The sequence below is a fragment of the Streptomyces sp. NBC_00273 genome, from assembly GCF_036178145.1.
Classification (GTDB): Bacteria; Actinomycetota; Actinomycetes; order Streptomycetales; family Streptomycetaceae; genus Streptomyces.
Window position 1 is genome coordinate 1,015,076 of the sequence record NZ_CP108067.1, and the last position, 23,146, is coordinate 1,038,221.

The 23,146-nt window shown below is 75.9% G+C and carries 17 protein-coding genes; 8 read left to right on the plus strand and 9 right to left on the minus strand.

All coding sequences use genetic code 11. The annotated features are described in order from the left end of the window. Window positions 1-3: 3 nt before the first annotated feature. Both OG386_RS04220 and OG386_RS04225 read left to right on the plus strand, forming a co-directional pair. Complete coding sequence (locus OG386_RS04220) at window positions 4-600, plus strand: isoprenylcysteine carboxyl methyltransferase family protein (RefSeq protein ID WP_328786804.1); 597 nt, start codon at window positions 4-6, stop codon at window positions 598-600. Next, on the plus strand, window positions 597-1,622 hold the full coding sequence (locus tag OG386_RS04225) for an NAD(P)/FAD-dependent oxidoreductase (protein ID WP_328786805.1): 1,026 nt from the start codon (window positions 597-599) through the stop codon (window positions 1,620-1,622). Before OG386_RS04220 ends, OG386_RS04225 begins: the two co-directional genes overlap by 4 nt. Window positions 1,623-1,717: 95 nt before the next feature. Here the strand turns inward: OG386_RS04225 and OG386_RS04230 are convergent, their stop codons facing one another. Then, complete coding sequence (locus OG386_RS04230; protein ID WP_328786806.1) at window positions 1,718-2,704, minus strand: hypothetical protein; 987 nt, start codon at window positions 2,702-2,704, stop codon at window positions 1,718-1,720. Between the two features lie 167 nt (window positions 2,705-2,871). Here OG386_RS04230 and OG386_RS04235 point away from each other — a divergent pair, with 167 nt between their 5' ends. Next, window positions 2,872-4,491 carry a carboxylesterase/lipase family protein gene (locus tag OG386_RS04235; RefSeq protein WP_328786807.1) on the plus strand — a complete coding sequence of 540 codons (1,620 nt, stop codon included), beginning with the start codon at window positions 2,872-2,874 and terminating at the stop codon, window positions 4,489-4,491. Here the strand turns inward: OG386_RS04235 and OG386_RS04240 are convergent. After that, entirely contained in the window at window positions 4,475-5,077 is a 603-nt protein-coding gene (locus tag OG386_RS04240; protein WP_328786808.1) for a hypothetical protein, read from the minus strand. The two genes, OG386_RS04235 and OG386_RS04240, sit on opposite strands and share 17 nt — an antisense overlap. A gap of 235 nt (window positions 5,078-5,312) precedes the next feature. Here OG386_RS04240 and OG386_RS04245 point away from each other — a divergent pair, with 235 nt between their 5' ends. Further along, window positions 5,313-5,825: an RICIN domain-containing protein gene (locus tag OG386_RS04245; protein ID WP_328786809.1), complete on the plus strand. Its 513-nt coding sequence runs from the start codon at window positions 5,313-5,315 to the stop codon at window positions 5,823-5,825. Window positions 5,826-5,920: 95 nt separating this feature from the next. Here the strand turns inward: OG386_RS04245 and OG386_RS04250 are convergent, their stop codons facing one another. Further along, window positions 5,921-6,649, minus strand: a complete 729-nt coding sequence (locus OG386_RS04250; RefSeq protein WP_328786810.1) for an MOSC domain-containing protein — start codon at window positions 6,647-6,649, stop codon at window positions 5,921-5,923. Between the two features lie 24 nt (window positions 6,650-6,673). Between OG386_RS04250 and OG386_RS04255 the strand changes: the two genes are divergently transcribed. Then, window positions 6,674-7,153 carry an HAD domain-containing protein gene (locus tag OG386_RS04255; RefSeq protein WP_328786811.1) on the plus strand — a complete coding sequence of 160 codons (480 nt, stop codon included), beginning with the start codon at window positions 6,674-6,676 and terminating at the stop codon, window positions 7,151-7,153. 34 nt (window positions 7,154-7,187) lie between these two features. Here OG386_RS04255 and OG386_RS04260 read toward each other — a convergent pair whose 3' ends face one another. Further along, window positions 7,188-8,054, minus strand: coding sequence for an alpha/beta fold hydrolase (locus OG386_RS04260; RefSeq protein ID WP_328786812.1), 867 nt, complete (start codon window positions 8,052-8,054; stop codon window positions 7,188-7,190). A 114-nt stretch (window positions 8,055-8,168) separates the two neighbouring features. On the opposite strand from OG386_RS04260, the gene OG386_RS04265 reads away from it, so the two are divergent. Continuing rightward, entirely contained in the window at window positions 8,169-8,624 is a 456-nt protein-coding gene (locus OG386_RS04265) for a helix-turn-helix domain-containing protein (protein WP_328786813.1), read from the plus strand. On the opposite strand, the gene OG386_RS04270 is transcribed toward OG386_RS04265, so the two are convergent. The 5 genes from OG386_RS04270 to OG386_RS04290 form a co-directional block, all read right to left on the minus strand. Next, the gene (locus OG386_RS04270; protein WP_328786814.1) at window positions 8,611-10,506 is read right to left on the minus strand and encodes a hypothetical protein; all 1,896 of its coding nucleotides are present in this window, start codon (window positions 10,504-10,506) and stop codon (window positions 8,611-8,613) included. The genes OG386_RS04265 and OG386_RS04270 overlap by 14 nt on opposite strands. Continuing rightward, complete coding sequence (locus OG386_RS04275) at window positions 10,503-14,840, minus strand: DUF5682 family protein (RefSeq protein ID WP_328786815.1); 4,338 nt, start codon at window positions 14,838-14,840, stop codon at window positions 10,503-10,505. Before OG386_RS04275 ends, OG386_RS04270 begins: the two co-directional genes overlap by 4 nt. Then, window positions 14,837-15,997, minus strand: coding sequence for an ATP-binding protein (locus OG386_RS04280; protein ID WP_327381005.1), 1,161 nt, complete (start codon window positions 15,995-15,997; stop codon window positions 14,837-14,839). The genes OG386_RS04275 and OG386_RS04280 overlap by 4 nt, the downstream gene beginning before the upstream one ends. A 125-nt stretch (window positions 15,998-16,122) precedes the next feature. Further along, on the minus strand, window positions 16,123-21,024 hold the full coding sequence (locus OG386_RS04285; protein WP_328793162.1) for a DNA-binding protein: 4,902 nt from the start codon (window positions 21,022-21,024) through the stop codon (window positions 16,123-16,125). Between the two features lie 23 nt (window positions 21,025-21,047). Next, entirely contained in the window at window positions 21,048-21,914 is an 867-nt protein-coding gene (locus tag OG386_RS04290; RefSeq protein ID WP_328786816.1) for a DUF4132 domain-containing protein, read from the minus strand. 202 nt (window positions 21,915-22,116) lie between these two features. On the opposite strand from OG386_RS04290, the gene OG386_RS04295 reads away from it, so the two are divergent. After that, window positions 22,117-22,872, plus strand: a complete 756-nt coding sequence (locus tag OG386_RS04295) for an HNH endonuclease family protein (RefSeq protein WP_328786817.1) — start codon at window positions 22,117-22,119, stop codon at window positions 22,870-22,872. Beyond that, window positions 22,869-23,138 carry a hypothetical protein gene (locus tag OG386_RS04300; protein ID WP_328786818.1) on the plus strand — a complete coding sequence of 90 codons (270 nt, stop codon included), beginning with the start codon at window positions 22,869-22,871 and terminating at the stop codon, window positions 23,136-23,138. The genes OG386_RS04295 and OG386_RS04300 overlap by 4 nt, the downstream gene beginning before the upstream one ends. The last annotated feature ends 8 nt before the right edge of the window (window positions 23,139-23,146 follow it).

Genomic DNA, 23,146 nt, shown 5'->3' on the forward strand with positions numbered 1-23,146 from the left:
CCGATGAATTCGATCCCCGCCCTGACCGCCTCCACCTCCGCCTCCCTGACCCCGTACCTGCTGCTGATCGGGCTCGTCGCCGCCGAGCGGCTCGCCGAGCTGATCACGGCCCGCCGCCACACCGCGTGGAGCCTGGCCCGCGGCGGCCGTGAGTACGGCCGCGGCCACTACCCGGCCATGGTCGCCCTGCACACCGCACTGCTCGTGGGCTGCGTGGTGGAACCCTGGGTGGCCGGGCGGCCGTTCGTCCCGCTGCTCGGCTGGTCGGCCCTCGCCGTCGCCGTGGCCGCCCAGGGCCTTCGCTGGTGGTGCATCGCCACCCTCGGCAAGCGCTGGAACACCCGGGTGCTGGTCGTTCCCGGGCTGCCGCTGGTGGAGTCGGGACCGTACCGGCTGCTGCGCCACCCCAACTACGTGGCCGTGGTCGCGGAAGGCGTCGCGCTGCCGCTGGTGCACTCCGCGTGGATGACGGCGCTCGGCTTCACCGTGCTCAATCTGCTGCTGCTGCGCGTACGGATCGGCTGCGAGGACGCCGCCCTGACCGACGGCGGCCGGCTGCGGGCGCCCGCAGCCGTCCACTCGGCCGGCGCCGCCTCGTGATCGACCTGCTGATCGCGGGCGGGGGCCCGGCCGGGCTGACCACCGCCATCCACGGCGCGCTCGCCGGCCTCGAGGTCGTGGTCGTGGAGCCGAGGCCCACCCCCATCGACAAGGCCTGCGGGGAGGGCCTGATGCCGGGGGGCGTACGCCACCTCCGGGAGCTGGGCGTCACCGTCGCCGGGCAGCCGTTCCACGGGATCCGCTACGTCGACGGGGTGAGCGGCCGCTGCGCCGAGGGGCTCTTCCGGTCCGGCCCGGGGCTCGGCGCCCGGCGCACGGAACTCCAGGCCGCGCTGGCCGAGCGCGCCGCAGGACTCGGCGTACGGGTGCTCCCCGGGCGCGTCCACCAGGTGCGCCAGGACGTCCATCAGGTCAGCGCGGCCGGGCTCACCGCCCGCTACCTGGTGGCGGCGGACGGCCTGCACTCCCCCGTCCGGCGCGGGCTCGGCCTGTCGGCGCCGCTCGCCCCCCGCCGACCGGCACGCTACGGGCTGCGCCGCCACTACGCCGCCCCGCCGTGGAGCGACCTCGTCGAGGTGCACTGGTCGGCGCGGTGCGAGGCCTACGTCACCCCGCTGGCGCCCGACCGGATCGGCGTGGCCGTCCTGACCTCCGACCAGGCCCCCTTCGACGTGCAGTTGGCCCGCTTCCCCGTGCTGGCGGCGCGCCTGGCCGCGGCGGCGGGGACGCCGGTGCGCGGAGCCGGGCCGCTGCGCCAGGGGGCCCGCGTACGGGTGGCGGGGCGCGTGCTGTTCGTGGGGGACGCGGCCGGTTACGTGGACGCGCTGACCGGTGAGGGACTCACCCTGGCCATGACGGCGGCGGGCGAGCTGGTGCGCTGCGTCCGGGCGGGGCGCCCGCAGGCCTACGAGCAGGCCTGGCGGGACCTGTCGCGCAGCTACCGCACGCTCACCACGTCCCTGCTGTGGGCCCGTCACCAGCCTCGGCTCGCGCCCCGGATCGTCCCGCTGGCCGCCCGGCTCCCCCGCGTGTTCACCCGGGCGGTGAACCTGCTCGCGTGACCGCGCGGGCCGCGCCGCCCGTGGGCGACGACCACGAACGGAGCGGCACCCCGCGTCCGGGACGCGGGTGCCGCTCCGGTGAAGCCCGCGGCCGGTCAGGCCGAGGTCTCCCGGCGGTTGCGCAGGGCCAGGCCGGCGAGGACCGCGCCGACCGCCGCGCACAGCACGACGGTGGCACCGGCCCAGGCCAAGGTGCCGCCCACCGCGCCCGCCAGCGGGTCGTACCGCAGCGACCCGCCCAGCACGTGCAGGGCGACCACGCCCAGAGCGATGGCCGCGCCCGCCCGCCACACGGTCGTGGTGTCCCGGAGCGCCACCAGGGCGCCGCTCACCAGGCAGAGCACTGTGACGAGGAGGGGCAGGCAGTCGACGGGGGCCGCGAACTGCAGGGCCGTCGGGTCGTTCGGCAGGTGCAGGGCTGCGCTGACCAGCAGGGCGATCGCCACGGGCCAGCGCAGGACGCGCCGCAGCGCCCGGTCGCGGGACGCGGCGGGCGGGGCCGCGGGAGCGGTGCGCCGGGACGGCTCCTGGTGCGGGGCGTCGTACCGCTCCGGGTGCCACGACTCGAACGGCTCCTCGGGCTCCTGATCCTCGGGCTCCTGCTCGTAGGGCTCCGTGGAGGGCTCCGTGTGCGGGCCGGACGGGAGGACGTACGGGGCGGCCGGACCGGCGGGCCCGCTGCGGCCCCAGCGCTCTGCCCCCGCCGGGTCCTCCTTGCCGAGGATGGTCACCAGCAGGGCGACTTCCTCGATGGACCGTCCGACAGCGGCGGCGCGCAGCGTGGGGTCCGCCCCGGCCACCTCGTGCGGCAACTCGCCCAGGAGGGTGACCATCCGTCGTACGTCCTGCACCGGTCGGGTCACGCCGGGCGTGCGCAGCGCGTCGTGTCCGGCGCCAGGCAGCGGGCCGCCCTCCTTGAGGAGGCTCACGAGTGCGGTGCCGTCCTCGACCGGACGGCAGGTGGCCGCCGTCTCCAGCACGGTCCGCGCGGGCGACGCGTTCGGCTCGTCCGGTGCTATGAGGTCGGGGGTCCCGCGGCGGTCGTCGTGCTGTTCCGCCGCGCGGGTGATGGGGTCATTCATGGAAAGCTCCGTTCGCCGACACGCGGGTCCACGCCGTCGCACGCCGGTCATCGTGCGTCATGGGAACCGCACGCTTTGTTACATTGAGGGCCGCCTTCGCTCACTGCGCCATTCGGGGCGGGCAAACGGGGGCTCCGCTCGGGCCCCGAAGGGAAAGGGCGTCGGCCATGTCCGACTTTCGCCGGTTCCGCCTCCGGTGGGCCCTGCTGGCCGTCGTGTTGCTGATGCTGGGCGCGGCGCCCGGTCCGGAAGGGCCCGTCGTGGAGACCGACCGGGGTCCGGTGCAGGGCCTGGGGCACGGCTCGTACGACACCTTCGAGGGGATCCCCTTCGCCGCTGCCCCGACCGGTCGGCTGCGCTGGCGGCTGCCGGAGCCGGCGCCGCGCTGGGAGGGCGTGCGCGATGCCCGGGCGCCCGGTCCCCGCTGCGTGCAGCTGCCCGCGATCGGGCCGGGCGGGCCGACCGGCTCGGAGGACTGCCTGTATCTCAACGTCACCGCTCCGGCGGGCGGGGCCGCGGCCGGGGGCCGGGGGCGGCCCGTCATGGTGTGGTTCCACGGCGGCGGCTTCTTCAGCGGCTCGAGCGACGCCTACCGGCCCGAGCGGCTGGCCGCTCGGGGCGGCGTCGTGGTCGTGACCGTGAACTACCGGCTGGGCGTCTTCGGCCTGTTCGGCCATCCGGAGCTCGGCGGGGCGCCCGGTTTCGCCCTCGCGGACCAGCGGGCGGCGCTGCGTTGGGTGCGGGCGAACGCGGCCCGCTTCGGCGCGGACCCGGGCAACGTCACCGTCTTCGGGGAATCGGCGGGAGCCCTCAGCGTCTGCGCGCACCTGACTTCCCCCGCCTCTGCGGGCCTGTTCCACCGGGCGATCGTGCAGAGCGGATCGTGCTCGACCACGGCACCGCCGCGGTCCCTCCTGCCCGGCCTCGGCACGTACGAGCCCTTCGTCCCGGAGCGGCGCACGGTTGCGGACGGCGTCCTGGTGGCGGCCCGGCTCGGCTGCGACCGTCCCGGCGGGGTGCTGGACTGTCTGCGCGGGCTGGACACCGACACCCTGGCGACCGCCGAACTGATGCAGCGCTTCTCGCTGGTCTCCTACGGCGGCGGCGTGCTGCCGTTGGAGCCACGGCGGGCGCTGGAGGCCGGCCGGTTCCACCGGGTGCCGGTCATCCAGGGCACCACCCAGGACGAGATGCGCCTCTTCCTCGCGCAGACCCTGGCGGCGTACCCGATCCCCGACGAGGCCGCCTACCGGGCCCGGCTGGAGCTGTCCTTCGACGCGCCGACCGCCCGCGCGGTGGAGGCCGACTATCCGGTGACCGCCTTCGCGACCCCGGCGTTGGCGTGGGCGACCGTACTGACCGACGTGTCGTTCGTCTGCCCGACGCTGCGGGACGGCGCGGCGCTGGGCCGGCACGTGCCGGTGTACGCGTACCGGTTCAGCGACCGCGGCGCGCCCGACTTCACGGGCCTGCCGCAGCCGCCGGACCTGCCGTACGGCGCGACCCACGGCTTCGAACTGCCCTACCTGTTCACGATCGCGCCGCTGACCGGACCGCAGCGACAGCTCGCCGACCGGATGACCGACTACTGGACCGCCTTCGCCCGCACGGGCGTTCCGGCGGCGCCGGGAGCGCCGGGAGCGCCGCGGTGGCCGCGCGACCGGACGTCGGCCTCGGCGTTGTCGTTGGCGCCGGGGGCGGGCGGGATCCGTACGGTGGACGCGCGGACGGAGCACCACTGCGCGCTCTGGGACGCGCGGTGGCCCGGGGTCACCAGGACTCGGTGACGTTCAGCCGCCCGCCCGTCGCGGTCTGGAGCGTCACCGTGCCCGTGTCCCCGTAGACCTCGTGCCGCCAGGCGGCGAACACCTTGGCGATCGCGCGTGCGGCATCGCCCCGGCTCTTGCCCACTTCCTCGGTGGTGAAGGTGATCCTCGCCTCGCCGACCGTGCGCACCTTGCGGACGCGGACCTCCTTGATCACCTCGGAGTCCGCGTGCCCGTCGTCGGCCTCGTGCTTCAGGTAGTAGGCGGTGAAGTCGCGGGTCATGTCGAACCAATCCGCCGGGCCACAGGGGCCACCGCCGTTGGCCACCTGGCCATCGGTCGGCGGGCCCACGTAGGCACCCGTCTCCTGATCGGTCGGCGGACCGGCGTACCCGCCCGTCTCCTGATCCGTCGGCGGACCCGCGTACCCGCCCGTCTCCTGATCGGTCGGCACGTCGAGATCGCACTCCGCCTGAGCGAGCACGGGTACGCCGTCCGCGGGCGGCGCGGCCTGTCCCGCCCGTGTGGTCCCGCAGGCCGCCAGGGCGGCGCACATGAGCCCCGCCACCACCAGCCGCCCGGTCACGGACACCGCTGTCTTGGTCATGTCCATCCCCCCTTTGGTCAGCAAGAGGCGATCGTGGCGGCCCGGGTTCCACCTCGTGGTCGCGATCCGCCTCACATGGGCCCGCCCCATGCCGTCTCGGGACGTCCCACGAGGCTCTGGGACGGGAAAAGGGTCCGTGGGCTGACTAGGTTCGCTCCTGACGCCGTCCGGCCCCGCCAGCGGGGACCGTTCCGACGGGACGTCCTCCGCCTCGATACACCCTGGGGAATCACTCATGCGCATGCGCACTGCCGCCCTGGCCACGATGGCCGCCGCCACCCTCGGCACGGTCCTGGTCGCGGCCCCGGCCCAGGCCGTCACCCAGAACGACATCACGATCAACATCTCGGACGGTCTCTGCCTCGACATCCCGCAGAGCAATCCGTACAACGGTCAGGTCGTCCAGCAGTGGTGGTGCAACGGCACCAACGCCCAGAAGTGGAACCGCGTCGACGCCGGCGCCCACTACTTCAAGATCCAGAGCGCCGCGTGGCCGCAGTTCTGTCTGAACAACTGGACCAGCGGCGGTGCGGTCGGCGCCGAGATCAAGCTCTACAAGTGCGACAGCAACGACAGCGCCTTCAACATCGTCGGCGTCGACTTCGGCAACTACTACCAGTTCCAGCCGAGGGCTGCGTCGAAGAACTGCTCGACCATGACGGGTCAGAACGCGGGCGATCCCATGCGTCTCGCCCCGTGCTCCGACAACGGCTCCAACTCGCGCTTCCGTCTGTTTCCCGCCCGGTAACGGCTGAGGTGCGCCGGGCGGGCCTAGTCACCGGTCCCCGGGCCCGGTCCCCGGCCGTACGGTCCGGCCGGCCGGGGCCGCCCGCTCCGGCGCTCTCAGCCCAGCACGACGCGGTCCCCGACCCGGGCCGTTCCCGGGGTGACGATCCTGGCGAGCGCGTCGAGCCGGTTGCCGTGCGCCCTGGCGATCGCCCTCAGGACCAGCGGCGAGTGCGGCAGGTCCTGCTGGGCCTGGTTCGTCATCACGCACCGCTCGCTGGAGCGCAGGAACGCGATGCGGAGGGCGTCCCCCACGACGGCCTCGCACCCGATCCACTCGTCCTCGACGAAGGGCGGGGTGCCCGGCGGGGTACGCACGAGGACGTTCGGGCGGAACCGGCGCTCGTCCACCGGTACGCCCGGCACCTCGCGGCGGATCCAGTCGAGGGTGGCCGTCGTGAGGACGCTGAGCGGCAGTTGGTCGAAGTGCGAGACCTCCCCCTCGCGGGCGAGCTCCACGTCGTCACGGCCGAGGTGGCTGCGCAGGTACGCCGTGGGGTCGGCCACCACGTTCCCGTGCGGGTCGAGCAGTTCCGGCGGACCCGGCTCCGGGGCGCTGCGGGGGTAGCGGGAGCGCAGGTGGAGCAGGCCGTCCATCCGCCTGAAGCGCCGGGTGTTCTTGCCCGAGCCGAACTTGCCCTCCGCGTCGCGCACGGCGAACAGCCGGTCGCCCACCAGGCCCCGCTCGTCGACGTCCGCGCGGTGCAGCCGTTCGCCGCCGGTCGACTTGATCGGGTACCGCCACAGCCGCTCGATCACGCCCACCACATCAAGATCGTTCCCCATGCCCGGGAGGACTACGGTGGCCGCATGACCGGTTCCCCGCCCCTCCCCCTGCTCTACCTCGATGTCGACGGCCCCCTGATCCCCTTCGGGGCCGGCCCGTACCCGCCCGGCGACGACGCCCATCCCCTGCTCGCCCGGATCGATGCGACGCTCGGGCCCCGGCTTGCGGCGCTGCCCTGCGAGCTGGTGTGGGCCACGACCTGGATGGCGGAGGCCAACGAGTGCGTCGCGCCCCGGCTCGGTCTGCCGGAGCTGCCCGTAGTGGTCTGGCCGGAGCCGTCCGAGGAGGACGGGCGGGGCGGGATCCACTGGAAGACCCCCGCGCTCCTCGAGCACGCCGCCGGGCGGCCCTTCATCTGGGTCGACGACGAGATCACCGGCGCGGACCGGGCCTGGATGGCCGACCGACACCCGGGCCGGGCACTCCTGCACCGGGTCGATCCGGGGTGGGGCCTGACGGCAGCCGACCTCGACGTGCTGCGGGCCTGGTTGCGCTCCGAGTAGCCGCCGACCAGCACCGCGCAGGTCCTGGAGGAGATCACTGGCCGAGGAGCGTCTTCAGCGTCTGCGCCGTCGCCCGGGGGAACGCGGTGTTCCCGTTGTGGCCGCCGGGGAACTCGACCGGTTCCGCGCCCAGTCGCGCCGCCAGCGCCAGCGCGCAGCGGTAGGTGTGGACCGTCGGCCGGGTCGTCCGCCCCGTCGCCGCGACGATCCTCGTACCGGCACGCGCCGCGGCCCGTACCGGCTCCGCCGGGTCCAGGGCGTCCGTGGTGACGGCCGTGAACTCCGTTCCGATGAAGAAGCCGAAGTTGGCCCGTCGGCCCGGGGTCAGCGGCTGGGGGGTGAGGCCGCCCTCGGTCTCGTCGTGGGCGGGCTCGATGCCCAGGTGGCGGGCGATCGCCGGGAACGCCGCCGGCAGGCCCCCGGCCGCGTAGACGTCCTGGATGGCCGCCAGCTCGGCGAGGTGCTCCGCGCGGTCCGCCGGGGCCAGCAGGTTCGGCATCACGGGCTCGTGTGCGATCAGGGTGCCCAGCAGGCCCGGGTGGCGGACCACGGCCTGGAGGCCGATCGCGGCGCCCATGCTGAACCCGGCCATCAGTGCCGGCCCGTCGGTGACCTCGGCGAGCAGTCGGGCGACGTCGTCCGCGTGTTCGGCCATGGTGACGGGCCCGGCGGGGTCGTGGAGGGTGCTGCGCGACAGGCCGCGGCGGTCGTAGGTGACGACCGTGAAGGTGTCGGTCAGGTGGGGGACGAGGTCGACCGTGCGGTCCGCGTCGCCCTCGCCGCTCTGAGAGAGGAGGAGGACGGGGCCGCGGCCCTCCACCTGGAAGTGCAGGGTGGCGCCCGGGACGGCGAGGGTGCGGGTGACAGCAGTGGTGGCGGTGGTGGCGGTGGTCGTGAGCATGGCGAGTCCCCCTGGCTGAGGTGTCATCGGTCCTTCCGGCTGACGACACGACAGTAATCCATCTGAATGGATGCATCAAGACGGATGCATCTATTCAGATGTACTCTGCTGCTCATGAACGGAGTCGAAGCGTTCCTCCTGGGACGCACCCTCATGAAGATCGGCGAACAGGCGATGCCCCAGCCGAAGTCGGGACCGCCGGGATCGGTCCGCTCGGTGGTCGTCGTCCTCGGCGACGTCGTCTCCCACCCGGGGACCACGGTCGGCGAGATCGCCGCGCGGACGGGCCTGCCGCAAAGTCAGGTCTCCACGGCCGTCGCCCGGTTGGAGCAGGCGGGCTCGGTCGACACGGAGCCCGACCCCGCCGACCGGCGCCGCCGCCTCATCCGGCCCGCCGCCGAACCCTCCGCCCGGGTCGCCGAGGTCCGGTCCACCACCATCGACGACGCCCTTGCCGCGGCGCTGACCGGTCCCGACGGAACCGCCCCGGAGCCGGACACCGTCCGCGAGGTCACGGCGGCCCTGGACCTCCTGGCCCGCAGGCTGACCCCGGCCGTCAGCGCCCGCTGACCGCGCCGGCGTTCGGCGTCGCCGCCCAGGACGCGGCGATCAAGCAGCGTTCCGCCGCCGCCAGATGGGTGGCAGCGGCCAGCCAGGCCCAGGCGTAGCCGTCGGGCGAGGGGTCGGCCAGCCGGCCGAAGACGTTGCGCGAACGGCGGTCGGCCTCGGCGGCCAGCGCGGCGGCCAGGTCCGCCGCCCCGGTGAGCCCGGCCCGGCGCAGCGGACCGTACGAGGCGGCGGCCAAGGACTCCGTGCCGCGGGCCGCCTCGGCGACCGCGCGGCGGCCACCGGCGACCCCGGTCTCCAGGAGACGGCGCACCCGCCACAGCGGGGAGTCGGCCAGCGGGTCCGGGCCTTCGGCCGCCGGGAGCGGTACCGGGGCGGCGTCCCCCTGCGGGAAGTGCGCGCCCTGAAGGCGGTCGTAACCGAGGTCGGCCCGGCCCAGCCATTCCTCGGGCAGCCGCAGCGTGTGCTCCGCGCCCGGCACCGGGCCCACGGCCAGGGGCCGCAGCGTGGCGGTGCGGTCCAGGTCGGGGCGGCCCAGCACGCGCAGCACCAGCCCGGGGTACGAGGCGATGCGACGCAGGTTCTCCGTGTGCGCGAGCTCCGGGTGCGGATGCGCGGGCAACAGCCGCAGCAGGGGCGCGTCCGGGCGCGTCTCGCGCACGAGGAGGTGTTCGCCGGCCGCCCCGACGACGGTGACGTCGCAGCCGAGCAGCGCGGACTCGGCCGGCTCCGGGGCGGCGAGCAGCTCGGCGACGGCCTCGGCTGCCGGCCGGGCGAAGAGCGGCGCCGCGGGCCCTTCGGTCCAGGCGATCCCGGGCAGCGGGGTCGCCCTGACCCCGCGTCCGGCGCCGAGCCGGCCTTCCGGGGAGACGGTCGCGCCGACGATGCGCAGGCCACCGCGGGCGAGGCCGGCATGGTCGAGGGTGGCGCCGCCCAGGGCCACGGAGGCCGAGCCGGCGCCGCGGGCGCGGGCCAGGCCGCCGGGTCGGACGTCGGAGACCGAGTAGGGGGTGCCGTCCGGGGACAGCAGGTGGGTGACCACTCCGCCGTAGCCGGTGGCGGAGAGCACGGGTTCCCGGCACAGGCCGTGCACCTGGAGACTGCCGCCGGGCGCGTAGGCGCGCCGGCTGGTGCCGGTCAGCGCGGGGTCGGCCGAGCCGGAGGCCAGCATCCCGGCCGTGTGGAGGAGCTCGCGGAAGGCCCCGGTGAGGTCGCCGAGCCGCTGGCCGGCCCGGCGTTCGCGGGCGGCACGCAGGCCGCGTACGACCCGTAGGGCGGCCGCCTCGGCACGTGGCAGCCCGGCGAGGCGGGCGGTGTGGGCGGCGCGCAGCAGCTCGGCCTGGACCACCGCTCCCCCGGCGGTGACCCCGGCGGCGAGGGCTTCGGCGGCCACGTGCCAGAGGGCGCCGGCGGCGCGCAGTTGGGCCGCCGTGAGGGTTGCAGCGGGCCCGGTGGTTCCCGCGGGCTCGAGGGACGCGACGGGTTCCGCGGCTCCGGTGGGCTCGGCGGCCCCGGTGGGCTCGGCGGCCCCGGTGGGCTCGGCGGGCGCGGCGATCACGGCGTGCTCGGCCGTCGCGACCGGCTCCGGCGGGGTGTCCGCGAGCGGGGCCGCGCCCAGGGCGGCGGCCCGGTGCAGGCAGCGGGGTGCCAGCAGGCAGCTGCACGTGGCCTGGTCCGCCGTGGTGATCGTGCCCGCCGGACCGGGGCTCAGGGTGACGAGGGCGTCCTCGCCGAAACGGAGGGCGACGGTGCCGTCGGCCGCGAGGACGGCGCCCGCCGCGCAGCCCTCGGTGGCGGCGTCCAGCTTCTTGCGCAGGCGGGGCGTGAGGTTCTCGACGGCTTCGGCGAGCACCTCGGGGGCGACGGGCGGCAGTTCGGTGCTCAACGGGACTCTCCACGGAGGCGGTCGCCCACCCAGCGGGCGAGGGCGAGGGGACTGAGGGCGGCCACGGGCATCCCGGCCGCCACGAGTTGCCGCGCGACCGGGACCGAGTACCGGGGCGTCCCGTCGTCGTCGAGCGCGGCGCAGCCCAGCAGGTGGGCGCCCGAGGCGGCCAGCGCGCGGACCTCGCCGAGGAGCCCGCCGATGGGCGCGCCCTCCTCGAAGTCGCTGACCACGACGACGAGGGTGCGGCTCGGGACGGTGATCAGGGAGCGGGCGTGCGCGAGACCGGCGGCGATGTGCGTGCCGCCGCCGACGCGGACCTCCAGCAGCAGGGAGAGCGGGTCCTCCACCCGGTCGGTGAGGTCGACGACCTGGGTGGAGAAGGCGAGGAAGTGGGTGGACAGGGTCGGTACGCCGCCCAGCACCGCCGCGGTCAGCGCCGACCAGATGACGGAGGCCTCCATCGACCCGGAGACGTCGACGACCAGGATCAGCCGCCAGTCGGCCTCGCGGCTCGCCCGGGTGCTGAAGACGGGCCGCTCCGGGACGACGACCACGCTGCCGTCGGGCCGGCGCCGGGTGTGCGCGAGGTTGGCGCGCAGGGTGCGGGCCAGGTCGAGCTTGCCGCCGGGCCGCCGGGTGGGGCGCGGGGTGGCGAGGCCGGAGAGGGCCGGACGCAGCCGGGTGGCGAGCTCCTTGGCGAGTTCGTCGACGAGCCGCCTGACCAGGGGGCGCAGTCGGGCGAGTTGGGCCTCCGGCAGCCCGCCGGCGAGGGACAGTACGGAGCTCAGCAGTTCCACCGAGGGCCGTACGGCCGCCGGATCGAGCTGGGTGAGGACGTCGGTGCGGCCCGCTTCGGCCGCTCCCGCCAGCACTTCCTCCCGTACGTCGGCGCCGAACAGCGCCTCCAGTTCCTGCGACCACTCCCGGGCGGTGGGGAAGGAGGCCTCCTGGCCGCCGCCCTGGCCGCGCCCCTGGCCGAAGTCGAGGTCGGCGGCGCCTTCGCCGCGCCCCGCTCCGTACAGCTCGTCCAGCGCGTGGGCGTAGCGGCGAGCGCCCGCCGGGAGCCGGTCCCGCTCGCGGCCGAGCAGCAGCCGCCAGCGGTCGGCGGGGGCGAGCCGCGGGCCGGCGGCCCGGGGGGCCGGCGCGCACGGGGCTTCCGGCGCTTCGGCGGCCGGAGCCGGCGTCGGCGTGTCCGCTCCGGGCAGCGGGAGGGCCTTGAGGGCGGCGAGTCCGGCCGCGTCTGCCGCGGCCCAGAGGGCGAGGAGGGCGGGTGACGCGTCGAGCGCGAGGTCGATCCGGTCGCCGAGGCGCTCGGTGACGGTGTCGAGCAGCCGGTCCCGGGCGGCGGGCGACAGGGCGTCGAAACCGCCGCGCAGTGCCGGGAGCCGATCGAGGAAGTCCTGGTCGGCGAGGTGCTCGACGCGGTCGAGGAGCGGGGTGAGGGCGGCCGGGGAGGACTGCAACAGAGGCCCGGCGGCGGTGAGGAGTCCGCCGAGCCGCCGGGTCAGGGCGCGCCGGCTGTCGGCGGTGCCCGCGCCGTCGATCCATCCGGCGGCGCGGCCGCCGAGTTCGGCGGCCGGGTCGAGGTCGAGCAGGACCCGTACGGCCAGGGCCGCGCCCTGCATCATCGGCGCCGCGGTGGCGGCCAGGTCGGCGAGGGCGTCGTCCGTGCGCAGGCCCAGGTGGTGGGCGGCGGCCCGGTCGGCGAGGGCCACGAGGGCGGCCGCGTCGGCGGGGTCCTCGCTCCCGGCGAGGCCGGGCAGGCAGCGCACGGCCGCTTCGAGGAGGTCGTCGGCGAGGTCCGCGGAGGCGGTGCGGGCCGCGGCGGAGGTGCCGGGCAGGTGGCCGCGGTGGAGGGCCTCCAGGAGGTCGAGGGCGTCGAGGAGTTCGGGCAGGGTGGCGGTCTGCGGCAGGGCGGTGGCCGCCTCGTGGAGGCGTACGTCGACCAGGTCGGGCAGATCGCACCGCGCGGCGGCGGCCAGACCGGCGAGGATCTGCGCCGGGGTCGGCCCGCCGTCGGCGGCGGCGCGGCGGGCGGTGTCCCACAGCGTGCCGGCGGCCGCCTGGGCGGCGGTGACTCCGCGCACTCCGGCGAGGTCCAGCCGGGCCGGGACGGAAGGCGTCCAGGACAGCCGCCACTTGGTGCCGAGGGCGGTGCCGTCGCCGGTGGCGGCGACGGTGAGGGGCTCCCCGTAGGAGGCGCCGCACACGAGGAGACGTTGCAGCAGGACCTCGCGGCGGCCGTCGAGGGCGGACCGGAGCGGGTCGAGGCGGATCTCGCGGGGCGCGGGGTCCTCGGGGGACGGCAGCCGCAGCGCGGCGAGCTCGGACTCGACCGAGGGGCCGAGGCCGGAGCGGGGGGCGTGCGGAGTGATCCGGCCGCGGGCGGTGCCGACGAGCACGGCCTCCAGGGCGCGGGCCAGCGCTCGGCCGCGGCCGAGCGGTTCGCCCTGTCCGAGGACGGTGGTGACGGCTTCGAGGAGCTCGCCGCGGCCGGGCGCGGGCAGCGCGCGCAGGGCGGCGAGGTCGCAGGCGAGCCGCAGGGTCTCGGCGGCCTCGCCGGTGCCCGCGGTGTGCCCGGCGCGACGCAGTTCCCGGCAGAGCCCGGTGACGGCGACGGAGGCGGCCTCGCGGACCCGGTCGGGGTCACCACCGGCTTCGAGGACGGCTTGCTGCCAACGGGGGTCCCGGATCCCGGCGGGGTAACCGGAACGGGAGTCGAGCAGGTCGAAGGAGTACGGCACGAAGGAGGTGACGGCCGGGGCCGCGCCCGCGGCCGGCGTCCCGGAGGCGGCGGTCCTGCCGTGCCGGGGGCCCGGAACGACCTGGTTCGGCCCGAGGGCCGTGACTGCGTCGGCGCGGTGGGCGGAGCCGTGGCCGGATCCCGCACCGGCATCGCTGCCGGTACGCGTGCGCGTGCCCGTGCCGGAGGAGAAGCCAGTGCCAGGGCCTGAGCCGGAGGCGTGGGCGGAGCCGACGTCAGCAGCCTGCCCGTCGCCGGTGCCGTCGCCAGTGCCGGGGGCGGAGCCGAAGTCGGAGCCGTGGCCGGATCCCGAACCAGTGCCGGTGCCGGAGGCGGACGCGGTGCCGGAGGCGATGTCAGAAGGCTGGCCGTCGCCGGTGCCGGAACCGTGGGCGGCGTGCGTGTCGGAAGCCTGACCCGAGCCGCAGCCGAGGTCGGAATCGACCGGGTCACCGGAGCCGCCACCCGGGGCGGAGCCCGAGCGGGAACCGAGGGCGGAGCCGGAGCCGTGTCCAGCCGAGCCGGCGGCGGCCGTGCCCGGGAGGACCGGGGCGTGGAACGCCCCGATCACCGCCGCCACGCGGTGGCCCGCGGCGACGGCGCCCGCGATCACGCTCCGCATGTGCGCCTCGCGGGCCAGGTCGGTCGCCGGTACGCCGTTCGTGTCCGCGCGCAGCGCCCAGCCGACGCCGAGCGCCGCACGGCGTACGGCTTCCGGGGTGCAACCCGGTGCGAGGACCTCGACGGCGCGGTCCCACAGGTCGTCACCGTCGCGCCCCGTACCTGCGGCTGTCAGAGCGTCCGCGAAGGACCCACCGGCAGGGACCGTGTCCCGGTCCGGGGCCGTGGCCGAGACCCGGCCCGCGCCCTGCCCGGAACCCTGGTCCGAGAGCGCGTCCCGGTTCCGGCCCGGTTCCGTGGCCGGGGACGAACCGGGGTCCGCGACCGACCCCGTGCCCGTGGCCGAGTCCGAGCCAGGCGCCGGACCCGAAACCGAGGCAAGTGCCTGGCCCCGACCCTGCCCGGAGGCCCTGCCCGAAACCGAGTCAGGAGCCGTGGCCGTGGCCGGGACCGGAACCTGGGCGTGGGCCGAGCCCTGCCCGGAGGCCTGGCCCGAGGCCGAAGCCCGGCCCGCCGCCGTAGCAGCGACGGGGTCCGGGACCGGGCCCAGGGCCGGCGCCGCGGCGGGGTCCGCGGCCGGCGACCCCGTCGGGTCCGCGGTCGGGTGGGTCCAGCCGCGGTCCGACAGCGGGAGGTCGCAGCAGATGACGGCCGCGCCGGCCGCACGGGCCCAGCGGATCGCGGCCAGTTCCGGGGAGAAGTCCGCGAACGGGTAGAACGCCAGGCGCCCGTCCTCCCCCGTGCCCGCGAGGGCGACCGGGGCGACGGTCTCCGGGTCGGCGAGGTGCTCCAGCCAGGGCTGGAACTCCGCCGGGAGCTCGACGCAGACCACGTCGGCGCCCGAGGCGTCCAGCAGGGCAGGTACCACCGCGGCCAGCGCGGGGCTGTGGTGGCGCACCCCGATGAGGTACGGCTCACGGGCCGCGGCGAGCGCGTCGACCGCGGCGCGCGGGTCGGTGTGCGTCAACGCAGGCTCCCGCGCAGGTCCCAGAGGCGGCGCCACATCGGCGAACCGTCCTCGGCGCGGCGCCGGACCGGCCCGTCCCAGTACCCCAGCAGCCGCCCGTGGTCGGCCGGATCGTCCTTGCGTACGACGCCCAGCAGGTGCCCCGGCAGCAGGTCCAGCACGTCCCCGCCCGGCAGGTACGCCGCGGCGACCCCGAGCGAGGCCGCCACCTGGACGGCTTCGGCGGTGGACATGACCGTACCGGGGCGTTCCACGTCCCAGCCCTCCGCGGAACGGCCGGAGCGCAGGTCACGGAAGACGGTGACGAGCGCGTCGAGCACGGCGTCGTCGACCCCGAAGGCGGCGCCGGCCCGCTGGACGGCGGCCACCGCCTGGCGGCGGATCAAGGTGGCCTCCGCGTCCGCGTCGGCGATCGGGGCGACGGTCTCGAAGTTGAAGCGCCGCTTGAGGGCGGCGGACATCTCCGAGACGCCGCGGTCGCGCAGGTTGGCGGTGGCGATGACGGTGAAGCCCGGGGCCGCGGAGACCACAGCGTCCTCGGTGGCGGTCAGTTCGGGCACGCTGAGCCGCCGGTCGGACAGGATCGACACCAGCGCGTCCTGCACCTCGGGCAGGCAACGGGTGATCTCCTCGACGCGGACGACGCGTCCGGTGCGCATGGCGGAGAGCACCGGGGAGTCGACCAGGGCCTGCGCGGTGGGACCCTGCGCCAGCAGCAGCGCGTAGTTCCAGCCGTAGCGGAAGGCGTCCTCGGTGGTGCCGGCCGTGCCCTGCACGGTGAGGGCGCTGGTGCCGCTGACGGCGGCCGCCAGCAGCTCCGACAGCATCGACTTGGCGGTTCCGGGCTCGCCGGTGAGGAGCAGGCCGCGCTCGCCGGCCAGGGTGACGACGCAGCGCTCCACGAGGGCGCGTTCGCCGACGAACTTGGGCGCGATGACCAGCTTGGCGGGGAGGCCGGCGCGGCGGCGCCCCGGCAGCGCGAGCTCGGCTCCGTCGCTGCCGCAGACGAAGGTGACGACGGCGCGCGGGGTCAGGGCCCAGCCGGGCGGGCGGGGGCCCGGGTCCTGGGCCGCGAGGAAGGCGAGCTCGGCGGCGTGGCGCTCCTCGGCGGGCAGCACCTGCCGGGCGGCGGGGGCGGTTTCTTCGGTGACGGTCATCGGTTCCTCTGGAAACGGAGAAGGTGTGGCGGGAGATCGGTGCGGGGGCGCGGCGCACCTGCGGGCAGGTGCGCCGCGCCGTACGGGAATCCCGGGCGGCCCGCGGCGGCCCGGGGACGGCCGATTCAGCGGCGGCGGGCGCGGGTGCGCTTCACCTTGAGCTCCTCGAAGCGCGGCAGGTCGCCCTCCTGGACCCGCTGCCAGGCCCGGCGGTAGAGCTCCGCGGTCGGTTCGGCCGGGACGAGCACGCCCAGCGGGGGCCGGCCAGCGGCGCCCAGGCCGTACATGGGGAGCTTCCACTGCTCCACCGGCAGCGTCGGAGAGGGCATGTCGGCCCAGCCGCCGGGCAGGAACAGCGAGCGCCCGGCCCGGCTGCGGCCGGCCGTCACCACCAGTTCGGTGGCGGCCAGTTCGGCGCGGGCGGCCTTGATGCGGGCCGGCTTCCAGCCGGTCCACCGCGCCGTGTTGCGGTCGGTGGGGTCGGGCATGGCGAGCAGCATGAGGTAGAGGGTGGCCGCGTCGGCACCCAGGCCGTGTCGGGCGCTCGCCTCCTCCACCAGTGCGGGGACCGAGCGGCTCGGGTCCTGCGGCCACCAGGTGCCGTCCGCGTCCGTCGCACCGGCCGCCGGGGCGCCCGGATCGGCGAGCAGCGCGGCGAAGCGCGGGTCGTGGGCGGTGCGCAGCGCCGTCTCGGCGGCGGAGGGCCGCTGGTCCTCGCCGCGCAGCGCCGGCAGGTACGGGTCGGAGCCGGTGGAGTCGAGCAGGGCCGGGCGCAGTGCGGGCTTGGGCTGGTCGTCGTGGGTGGCCATGACGACGGCGCCGTACCGCTCGTAGCCCTCGCCGGTCTCGGTCGGCGTGCCCGCCGCCTTCCGGAAGTCGGGAAGGCTGGTGTAGTGCCCGATCTCCAGGAGCAGTTCGGGCCCGGCGAGCCGCTGCCGTACGGCCGTCAGTACGGGCGGCAGGGCCGCTCGTACGGAATCGCCCGCGGGCAGCCGGTGGGCCAGCCAGGACGCCATGGCCAGGGTTCCGGTCAGGACGGACGTGGTGAAGGGGGTGGTGGCCGGCTCGGCGGGCTCCACGTGGTCGCCCTTCACCCCCCAAGCGACGTCGACGGAGAGCTCGCGCGAGGCGGCCGGGTCGAGCAGCGCGGCCAGGGCGCGGTGCGCGGGCCAGCTGCCGCCCACGGCGCGCGCCGCTTCCGTGGCCAGCCAGTCGGGCACGGGGGTACGACGGCCCACGCGCCGGTTCCAGATCTCCGCGGCGGCGGCGACGTCGGGTCCCTCGCTCCACAGCTGCGCCGGGTCGGCGGGGAGCAGGGCCCCGACGACGGCACGCCGCAGCTCGGTGTCGAGGTTCTTGAGCTCGTCGCGGGCGTACGCGGCGTCGGTGGCCTTGACCCCGAGGGCGGTGCGCAGTTCGGGGGTCAGGAAGTTGCGTTCGTAGCTGTCGACGCCCGGGAGTCCGGCGACCACCAGGCGGGCGAGGGCACCGGAGACCCCGGTGAGTCGGGCGAACTCCTCCGCGGCTTCGGGGCGGAAGGGCACGGGCCCGTGTTCGGCGGCCGCGGCGAGGAACGCGGTCAGCCAGCCGGCGCCGCGTTCGCGGTCGCCGAGCGGGGCGTCGCCGCGGACGGTGTAGGGGCCGGGGACGGTGAACCGGCCCGTGGGGTCGTACAGGAGCGCACCGAACTCGTGGCCATCGGGCACCGATTCGCTGTGTTCGGTCAGCGCGAGGACGGCTCCGCCGCCCAGCGGCAGCAGGCTGCGGTGGTGGACGTTGCGCTCGCCGTCCGGGGTGAGCAGGTGCTGCCGGTCGAGGCGGAGCAGGACCCGGCGCCAGCGGTCCGCGGAGCCCTCGGCCGAGGCCAGGCCGAGGGCGTCGACCGTGCCGAGCAGGGTGAGCAGCCCCTCCCGCTGCTCGTCGGTGGGCGCGACGGTGACGGCGCGGTAGGCGACGGCCGCGGGCTGGTCCAGCAGCGGGGTCCAGGTGAAGGACCAGTACGGCAGTGCGGGCGCGTCGAAGTGCAGCAGGCCGGGCACCGGGGTGGCGTCGGTCCGTGCGCGGGCGGCGCCGAGTTCGCTCAGCGTGTAGTGGGCGGCGTCGCTCTCGCCGCCCCAGCGGTAGTAGCCGGCGCCGATGAGACCGCTGAGTCCGTCGGCGATCAGCCGGTCGCCGGGGCCCTGCTCGCGCTCCTCGACGGGGGTGTCGTCCGGGTGGAGCCGGGCGGCGATCGCGTCCAGGGCCTTCTGCTGGGTGAGGGTGAAGCGGAGGACCTCGACGATTCCGCCGATGAGCGCGGGGGCGGTGATCTTCGGCAGGGCCGCGCTCACCAGTTCGGGCAGGTCGGCGGCCTTGTCGGCCGCGGCGGCCGTCTTGAGGAGGGCGGCCACGGTCTCCCGGTCGGCGGCGCGCAGGACGGCCGAGCCCTCGGTGTCACGGGGGCGCAGGGCGTACCAGTGCGAAAGCGGCGGAAGGTCCACGCTGCCCGTACCGAAGGCGGAGCGCCGGCGGTGGCCGTCGCGCGAGCGGGCGGTGACCACCCCATCCGGGTCGGTGATGCTCAGCTCCTGCCAGTGCTGGGACAGTGCGCGGGGCCGGTCGTCGCCGGGGAAGGCGAGGGCGGCGACGGGCGCCTCGCGGCCCTCGGGCACGGAGACGGTGCGGCCTCCGGTGTCGGTGCCCTCCCAGCCGTGGTCGCGGCGCCATACGGTGCGCCAGCCGAGCAGGCCGTCGGTGGGCTCGCCGAGGACCGAGCCGGCCACGGTGGGAGTCGGCCGCAGCCGGTTGGAGGACCCGCCGCGGCGGGCGCTGTCCGGGTCGGCGCGCAGCGCGTCGGCGAAGAACGCGGGCAGGGAGGAGCGCCCGTAGGTCCCGCCGACGGGGTCGTACTCGCGCCAGCCGGTGTCGTTCTCCTCGTCGCGCCGGTGCCACACCCAGTACGAGGTGCCGTCGGACAGCAGGGGCCGCTCGTCCGGCAGCTTCGTGTCGCCGCGGTGCAGGACCCCGCTGCCGGTGGTGCGGCCGCCGCCGGGGAGCGGCAGGGAGAGGTGGTCGCTGCGCAGCGACCAGTGGCTGCGGTCGGTGTCCAGGGTGAGGACGGTGCCGGGCGAGTGGTGCCAGTAGCCCTGCGTGCCGTTGCTGCTCCAGGAGGACCAGAAGACGAGCAGTTCGCCGTCGACGTAGTGGAAGCCGTGGTTGTAGTTGGTACCGGTCGGCACGCGCAGGTCGTGCGTGAGGACGGTGGAGTCGGCGTCGATGACCCGGACCTGGGTCTGGTTGGCGACGATCAGGTAGGGCCAGGCCTCCGTCACGGTCAGGGCCTCCCGGCCCTGGCCGGGGCTCAGTTCGGCGAGGGCCTCCTCCCAGGAGGGCCAGGCCAGTTCCTCGAAGAGGCCGCCGCGCAGGGTACGGGCGAGGGTTTCGGCGAGGTCCGCGGCCGCGGCGGCGGCCACTTCCTCGGGGGCGAGTTCCAGGGCTTCGGTGGGCAGCCACCCCAGCCGCGCGATGGCTTCGGGAACTCCGGGCAGACCGGCGGCGGTGGAGGCGACGGCGACGTCGCGCATCCATGCGGCCAGCAGGGGGCGGCCGCCGGCCGAGGCGGCGACGCACCGGACGACGTCCGCGCTGCCGTCGCCGATGTTGCTCAGCGCGCGCCGGAAGGCGGGGTGGAAGCGCTGGTCGGCGGCGAGGGCGAGCAGGTCGCGGCGCTGGTCGCCGGCGGCCCACTCGGACAGGTTCAGGTGGTCGTACCGGTGGCGCCGGTGCTCGCTGTCGGCTTCGGGGTCGGCGACCGGGACGTCCAGGGCGAGCAGCAGGTCGAGGAGGTCGGTGTCCTCGACGCCGATCCGCAGGCCCGCTTCCCGTTCGGGGCGGGCGAGTTCGGCGCGCAGCTGCCCGGCGCAGCGCTCGACGAGGTCGAGGAGGAGCGGGAGCGTGGGGCGCCGGCCCCAGCCCGAGTGGCGGGCGGCGTGGAAGCGCTCCAGCCAGCCGGCGGTGCCGTCGGCGCAGCGCTGCTCGGCGGGCAGGTCCCCGTCGACGAGGCCGGCGGTGACGCCGGCCTCCTCCAAGACCTCCAGCCACACGCTGGTGAACTCGCCGCCGTCGCCGCTGGGCGGGGTCAGGCCGAGGAGCGTGCCGCGAACGGCGGGAACGCGGCGGGCGAGCGCCACGAGGGCGCCGCGGTGCGCCTTCCACCAGCCGAGCGCGGCGCGCATGGTGGCGGGCAGGGGCAGGAGTTCGGCGAGGTAGTCCTGCTCGGGTTCGGTGCCGGTCAGGCCCGCGGCGCGGGCGAGGCGGCGCAGTTCGGCGGCGGCCTGGGCGGAGGGCGGCAGCCCGCCGGCGGTGCGGCGCACGCACAGGCGGCGGAAGCGCTCGTAGGCCTCGGCGGGGGTGACGCGGCCGGCCAGGGCCTTGCCGTAGCCGGTGAGCACCTTCACCGGCAGGGCGCCGACGAGGGCGAATTCGAGGAAGACGGCGTCGAGGCGGTCCTCGTCGATGGCCAGCCCGTACTGGGCCTCGGCATCCCGGGCGCGCCCGAACAGCTGGGCGGCGTAGGTGGTGTTCTCCACGGCGAGGAAGAGCCGGGCGGCCTGCTCGTGGAAGAGGGGCAGGAAGTGCGGGACGGCCGCGGCGAGGCGGCCGGCCAGCTCCAGGCAGGCGTCGAGGGCGGCCTTGGGCTTGGTCTTGGCCTGCCGGGCGATCCGGTCAAGCTCGGGGACGACGGCGAGGGCGTGGTGGCCGTCCTCGGGGTGGTGCACCAGGACCCATTCGGGGAAGCCGAGCGCCTGGCGCTTGCTCAGCCCGACGACGGGCGGCTCGCCCTCGTCCCGTACGAGTCCGAGGAAGCCGGCGGCGAGGTCCTCGGCAGCGCCCAGTTCGCCGGGAGCGAGCCGGACCACGACGCGGTCGTCGCCGAGGCCGGGGTGGCGGTAGGAGCGCGCGGTCAGTTCCACGACGTCGGGACCGGCGCCGGTGGTGTCCCGCGGCAGTACGGCTCCGGCCTTGAGGAGCAGTTCGGCCTTGTTCATGTCGGTGTCTTCCTGGTGGGTGCTCACGCGTCCCCGCCCTCCTCGATCTTGCGCCCGGCGTACAGCGCCGCGGCCATCCGCATGCCTTCGGACCACGCCACCGGTCCGACCTCCGTCAGGCGCACCGCCCGGCCGTCCTCGTCGTGCCAGCTCAGTGCGCCGGTGGTGGTCTCGTCGTCGTAATAGGGTTCGCCGATCCACACGGCGGCCTCGGTGCCGGTCCCGGAGTCCCGGACCTTGCAGGTGGCGTAGCCGCCGGAGACCCGGTAGCCGAGGCCCGTGGCCCGGGCGGCGAGGCTGAAGCGGGTGGGGAAGGCCCCGCCCGCGTAGTCGCGGACCTCGGTGGCGGCGCGGGCGATCTCGGCGGGCTTGTGCCAGGTGGCCCGGTGGATCTGCTCGACCCGCTGCACGATGCCCAGCTCGGCCGCGAAGTCCCGTACGTCGTCGAGGTCCGGCAGCAGCACGGGGTGCGGCAGGGTCACCGTGCGGGGGGAGAGCCGGACGGTCTCGCCGTCGAGGTTGACCACCTTCAGCTCACCGGAGGCGGTGGCGTCCCGCAGGAAGCCCACCTCGTCGGGGTCGTCGCCGACGACCGCCACATCGCGCAGGGCGCTCTGCCAGGCCTCGTCCGGCCAGACCCGGGCGAGCAGTTCGGTCGGCACGGGCAGCGAGGAGACCATCCAGCCGTCCACCTGTGCGGCGCAGGCCGCCTCGTGCCGGTCGAGCCATTCGGCCAGCCTGCGCAGCCGGTCCACCTCGGGATGGTCCTTCAGGGCCTTGGGCAGCGTCTTCAACTGCCGTCCCGCCGTCCGCCCGGTGGCGGACCTCGCCGCCACCCGTCCCTCCACCAGGGCGATCTCGTACCCCTCGCCCGCCGCCAGCCATGCCATCAGACCGTGCCCCTCCGCCTGTCCCGTCCGGTTCCGCGCAGCCCTGACAGGGGGGAGCCGACCCCCCTGAGCTGCGGTATGTCGGGAGACTAGCGAGAGCCACTGACAACGCCCGCCGGAGGGCCCTCGGTAGGTTGATTGTCCGGTTCTGGGTAGGGTTCCCGGGACAGCGTGCGGAGCGGTACCGGCTCGGGGTGGGGTTATGGGACGTCAGATACGCGTGCCGGGTGCGGTGCTGGTGGCGCTGCTGCTGGCCGCTGCCACCGGGTGCTCCGGTCCGATCGCGCCGGACGGCGGGGACCCGAAGGCGTCCGCGCCCGCGGGCTCGTCGTCCGCGGCCGCGCCGAAGTCCCCGAAGGCGCCGGACTCACCCGGCGACGACGCCAAACCGGCCGGTGGGGACGTACTGCCCGGTATGGTCACCGCCGCCGTGGCGCGGACCCAGTTGGCGGCGCTCAAGGTGGCGCCGGTCGGCACGATGGCCGGCTACAGCCGGGACAAGTTCACGCACTGGGCGCAGCAGGGCAACAAGTGCGACACCCGTGAGGTGGTCCTGGGGCGCGACGGCACCGGGGTCACCCAGGACGCCGAGTGCAGGGCCGTGTCCGGCAACTGGAAGAGCCTCTACGACGGGGCGGTCGTCACGGACGCGGGGAAGATGGACATCGACCACATGGTGCCGCTCGCCGAGGGCTGGCGCTCCGGCGCGGCCGGCTGGGACTCCGCGCGGCGCAAGGCCTTCGCCAACGACCTGACCCATCCTCAGCTGCTGGCCGTGACCGCGGCTTCGAACCGTTCCAAGGGCGACCAGAGCCCCGATCTGTGGCAGCCGCCGGACAAGGCGAGCTGGTGCCAGTACGGGCGGGCCTGGACCACGGTGAAGTCCACGTACGGACTGACCGTCACCGAACCGGAGAAGAAGATGCTCACCGCGATGCTGGACACCTGCGCCTCATGACGCAGCCGCACCGTTGGCAGGACGAGGTGCTCGCCGGGCCGGGCGGCGCCATGACCGACGAGGTCGGCGTGATCACCGGCCCCCTCACGCTGCGCACCACGGAGGTGGCCGGGGGCCTGGTCCGGTTCGAGGTCCAGTACGAGGACGCCGACGAGTGGTACGCGCTCACCGGGAGCCCCCGGGCCCACCGGGGCGACCCGGCCGCCCTGCACGCCGCCGCCCTGGCGGCGGTCCGCGCGGGCGGCGGGGCCGTGGCGCCGGGCTGAGGCGCCTG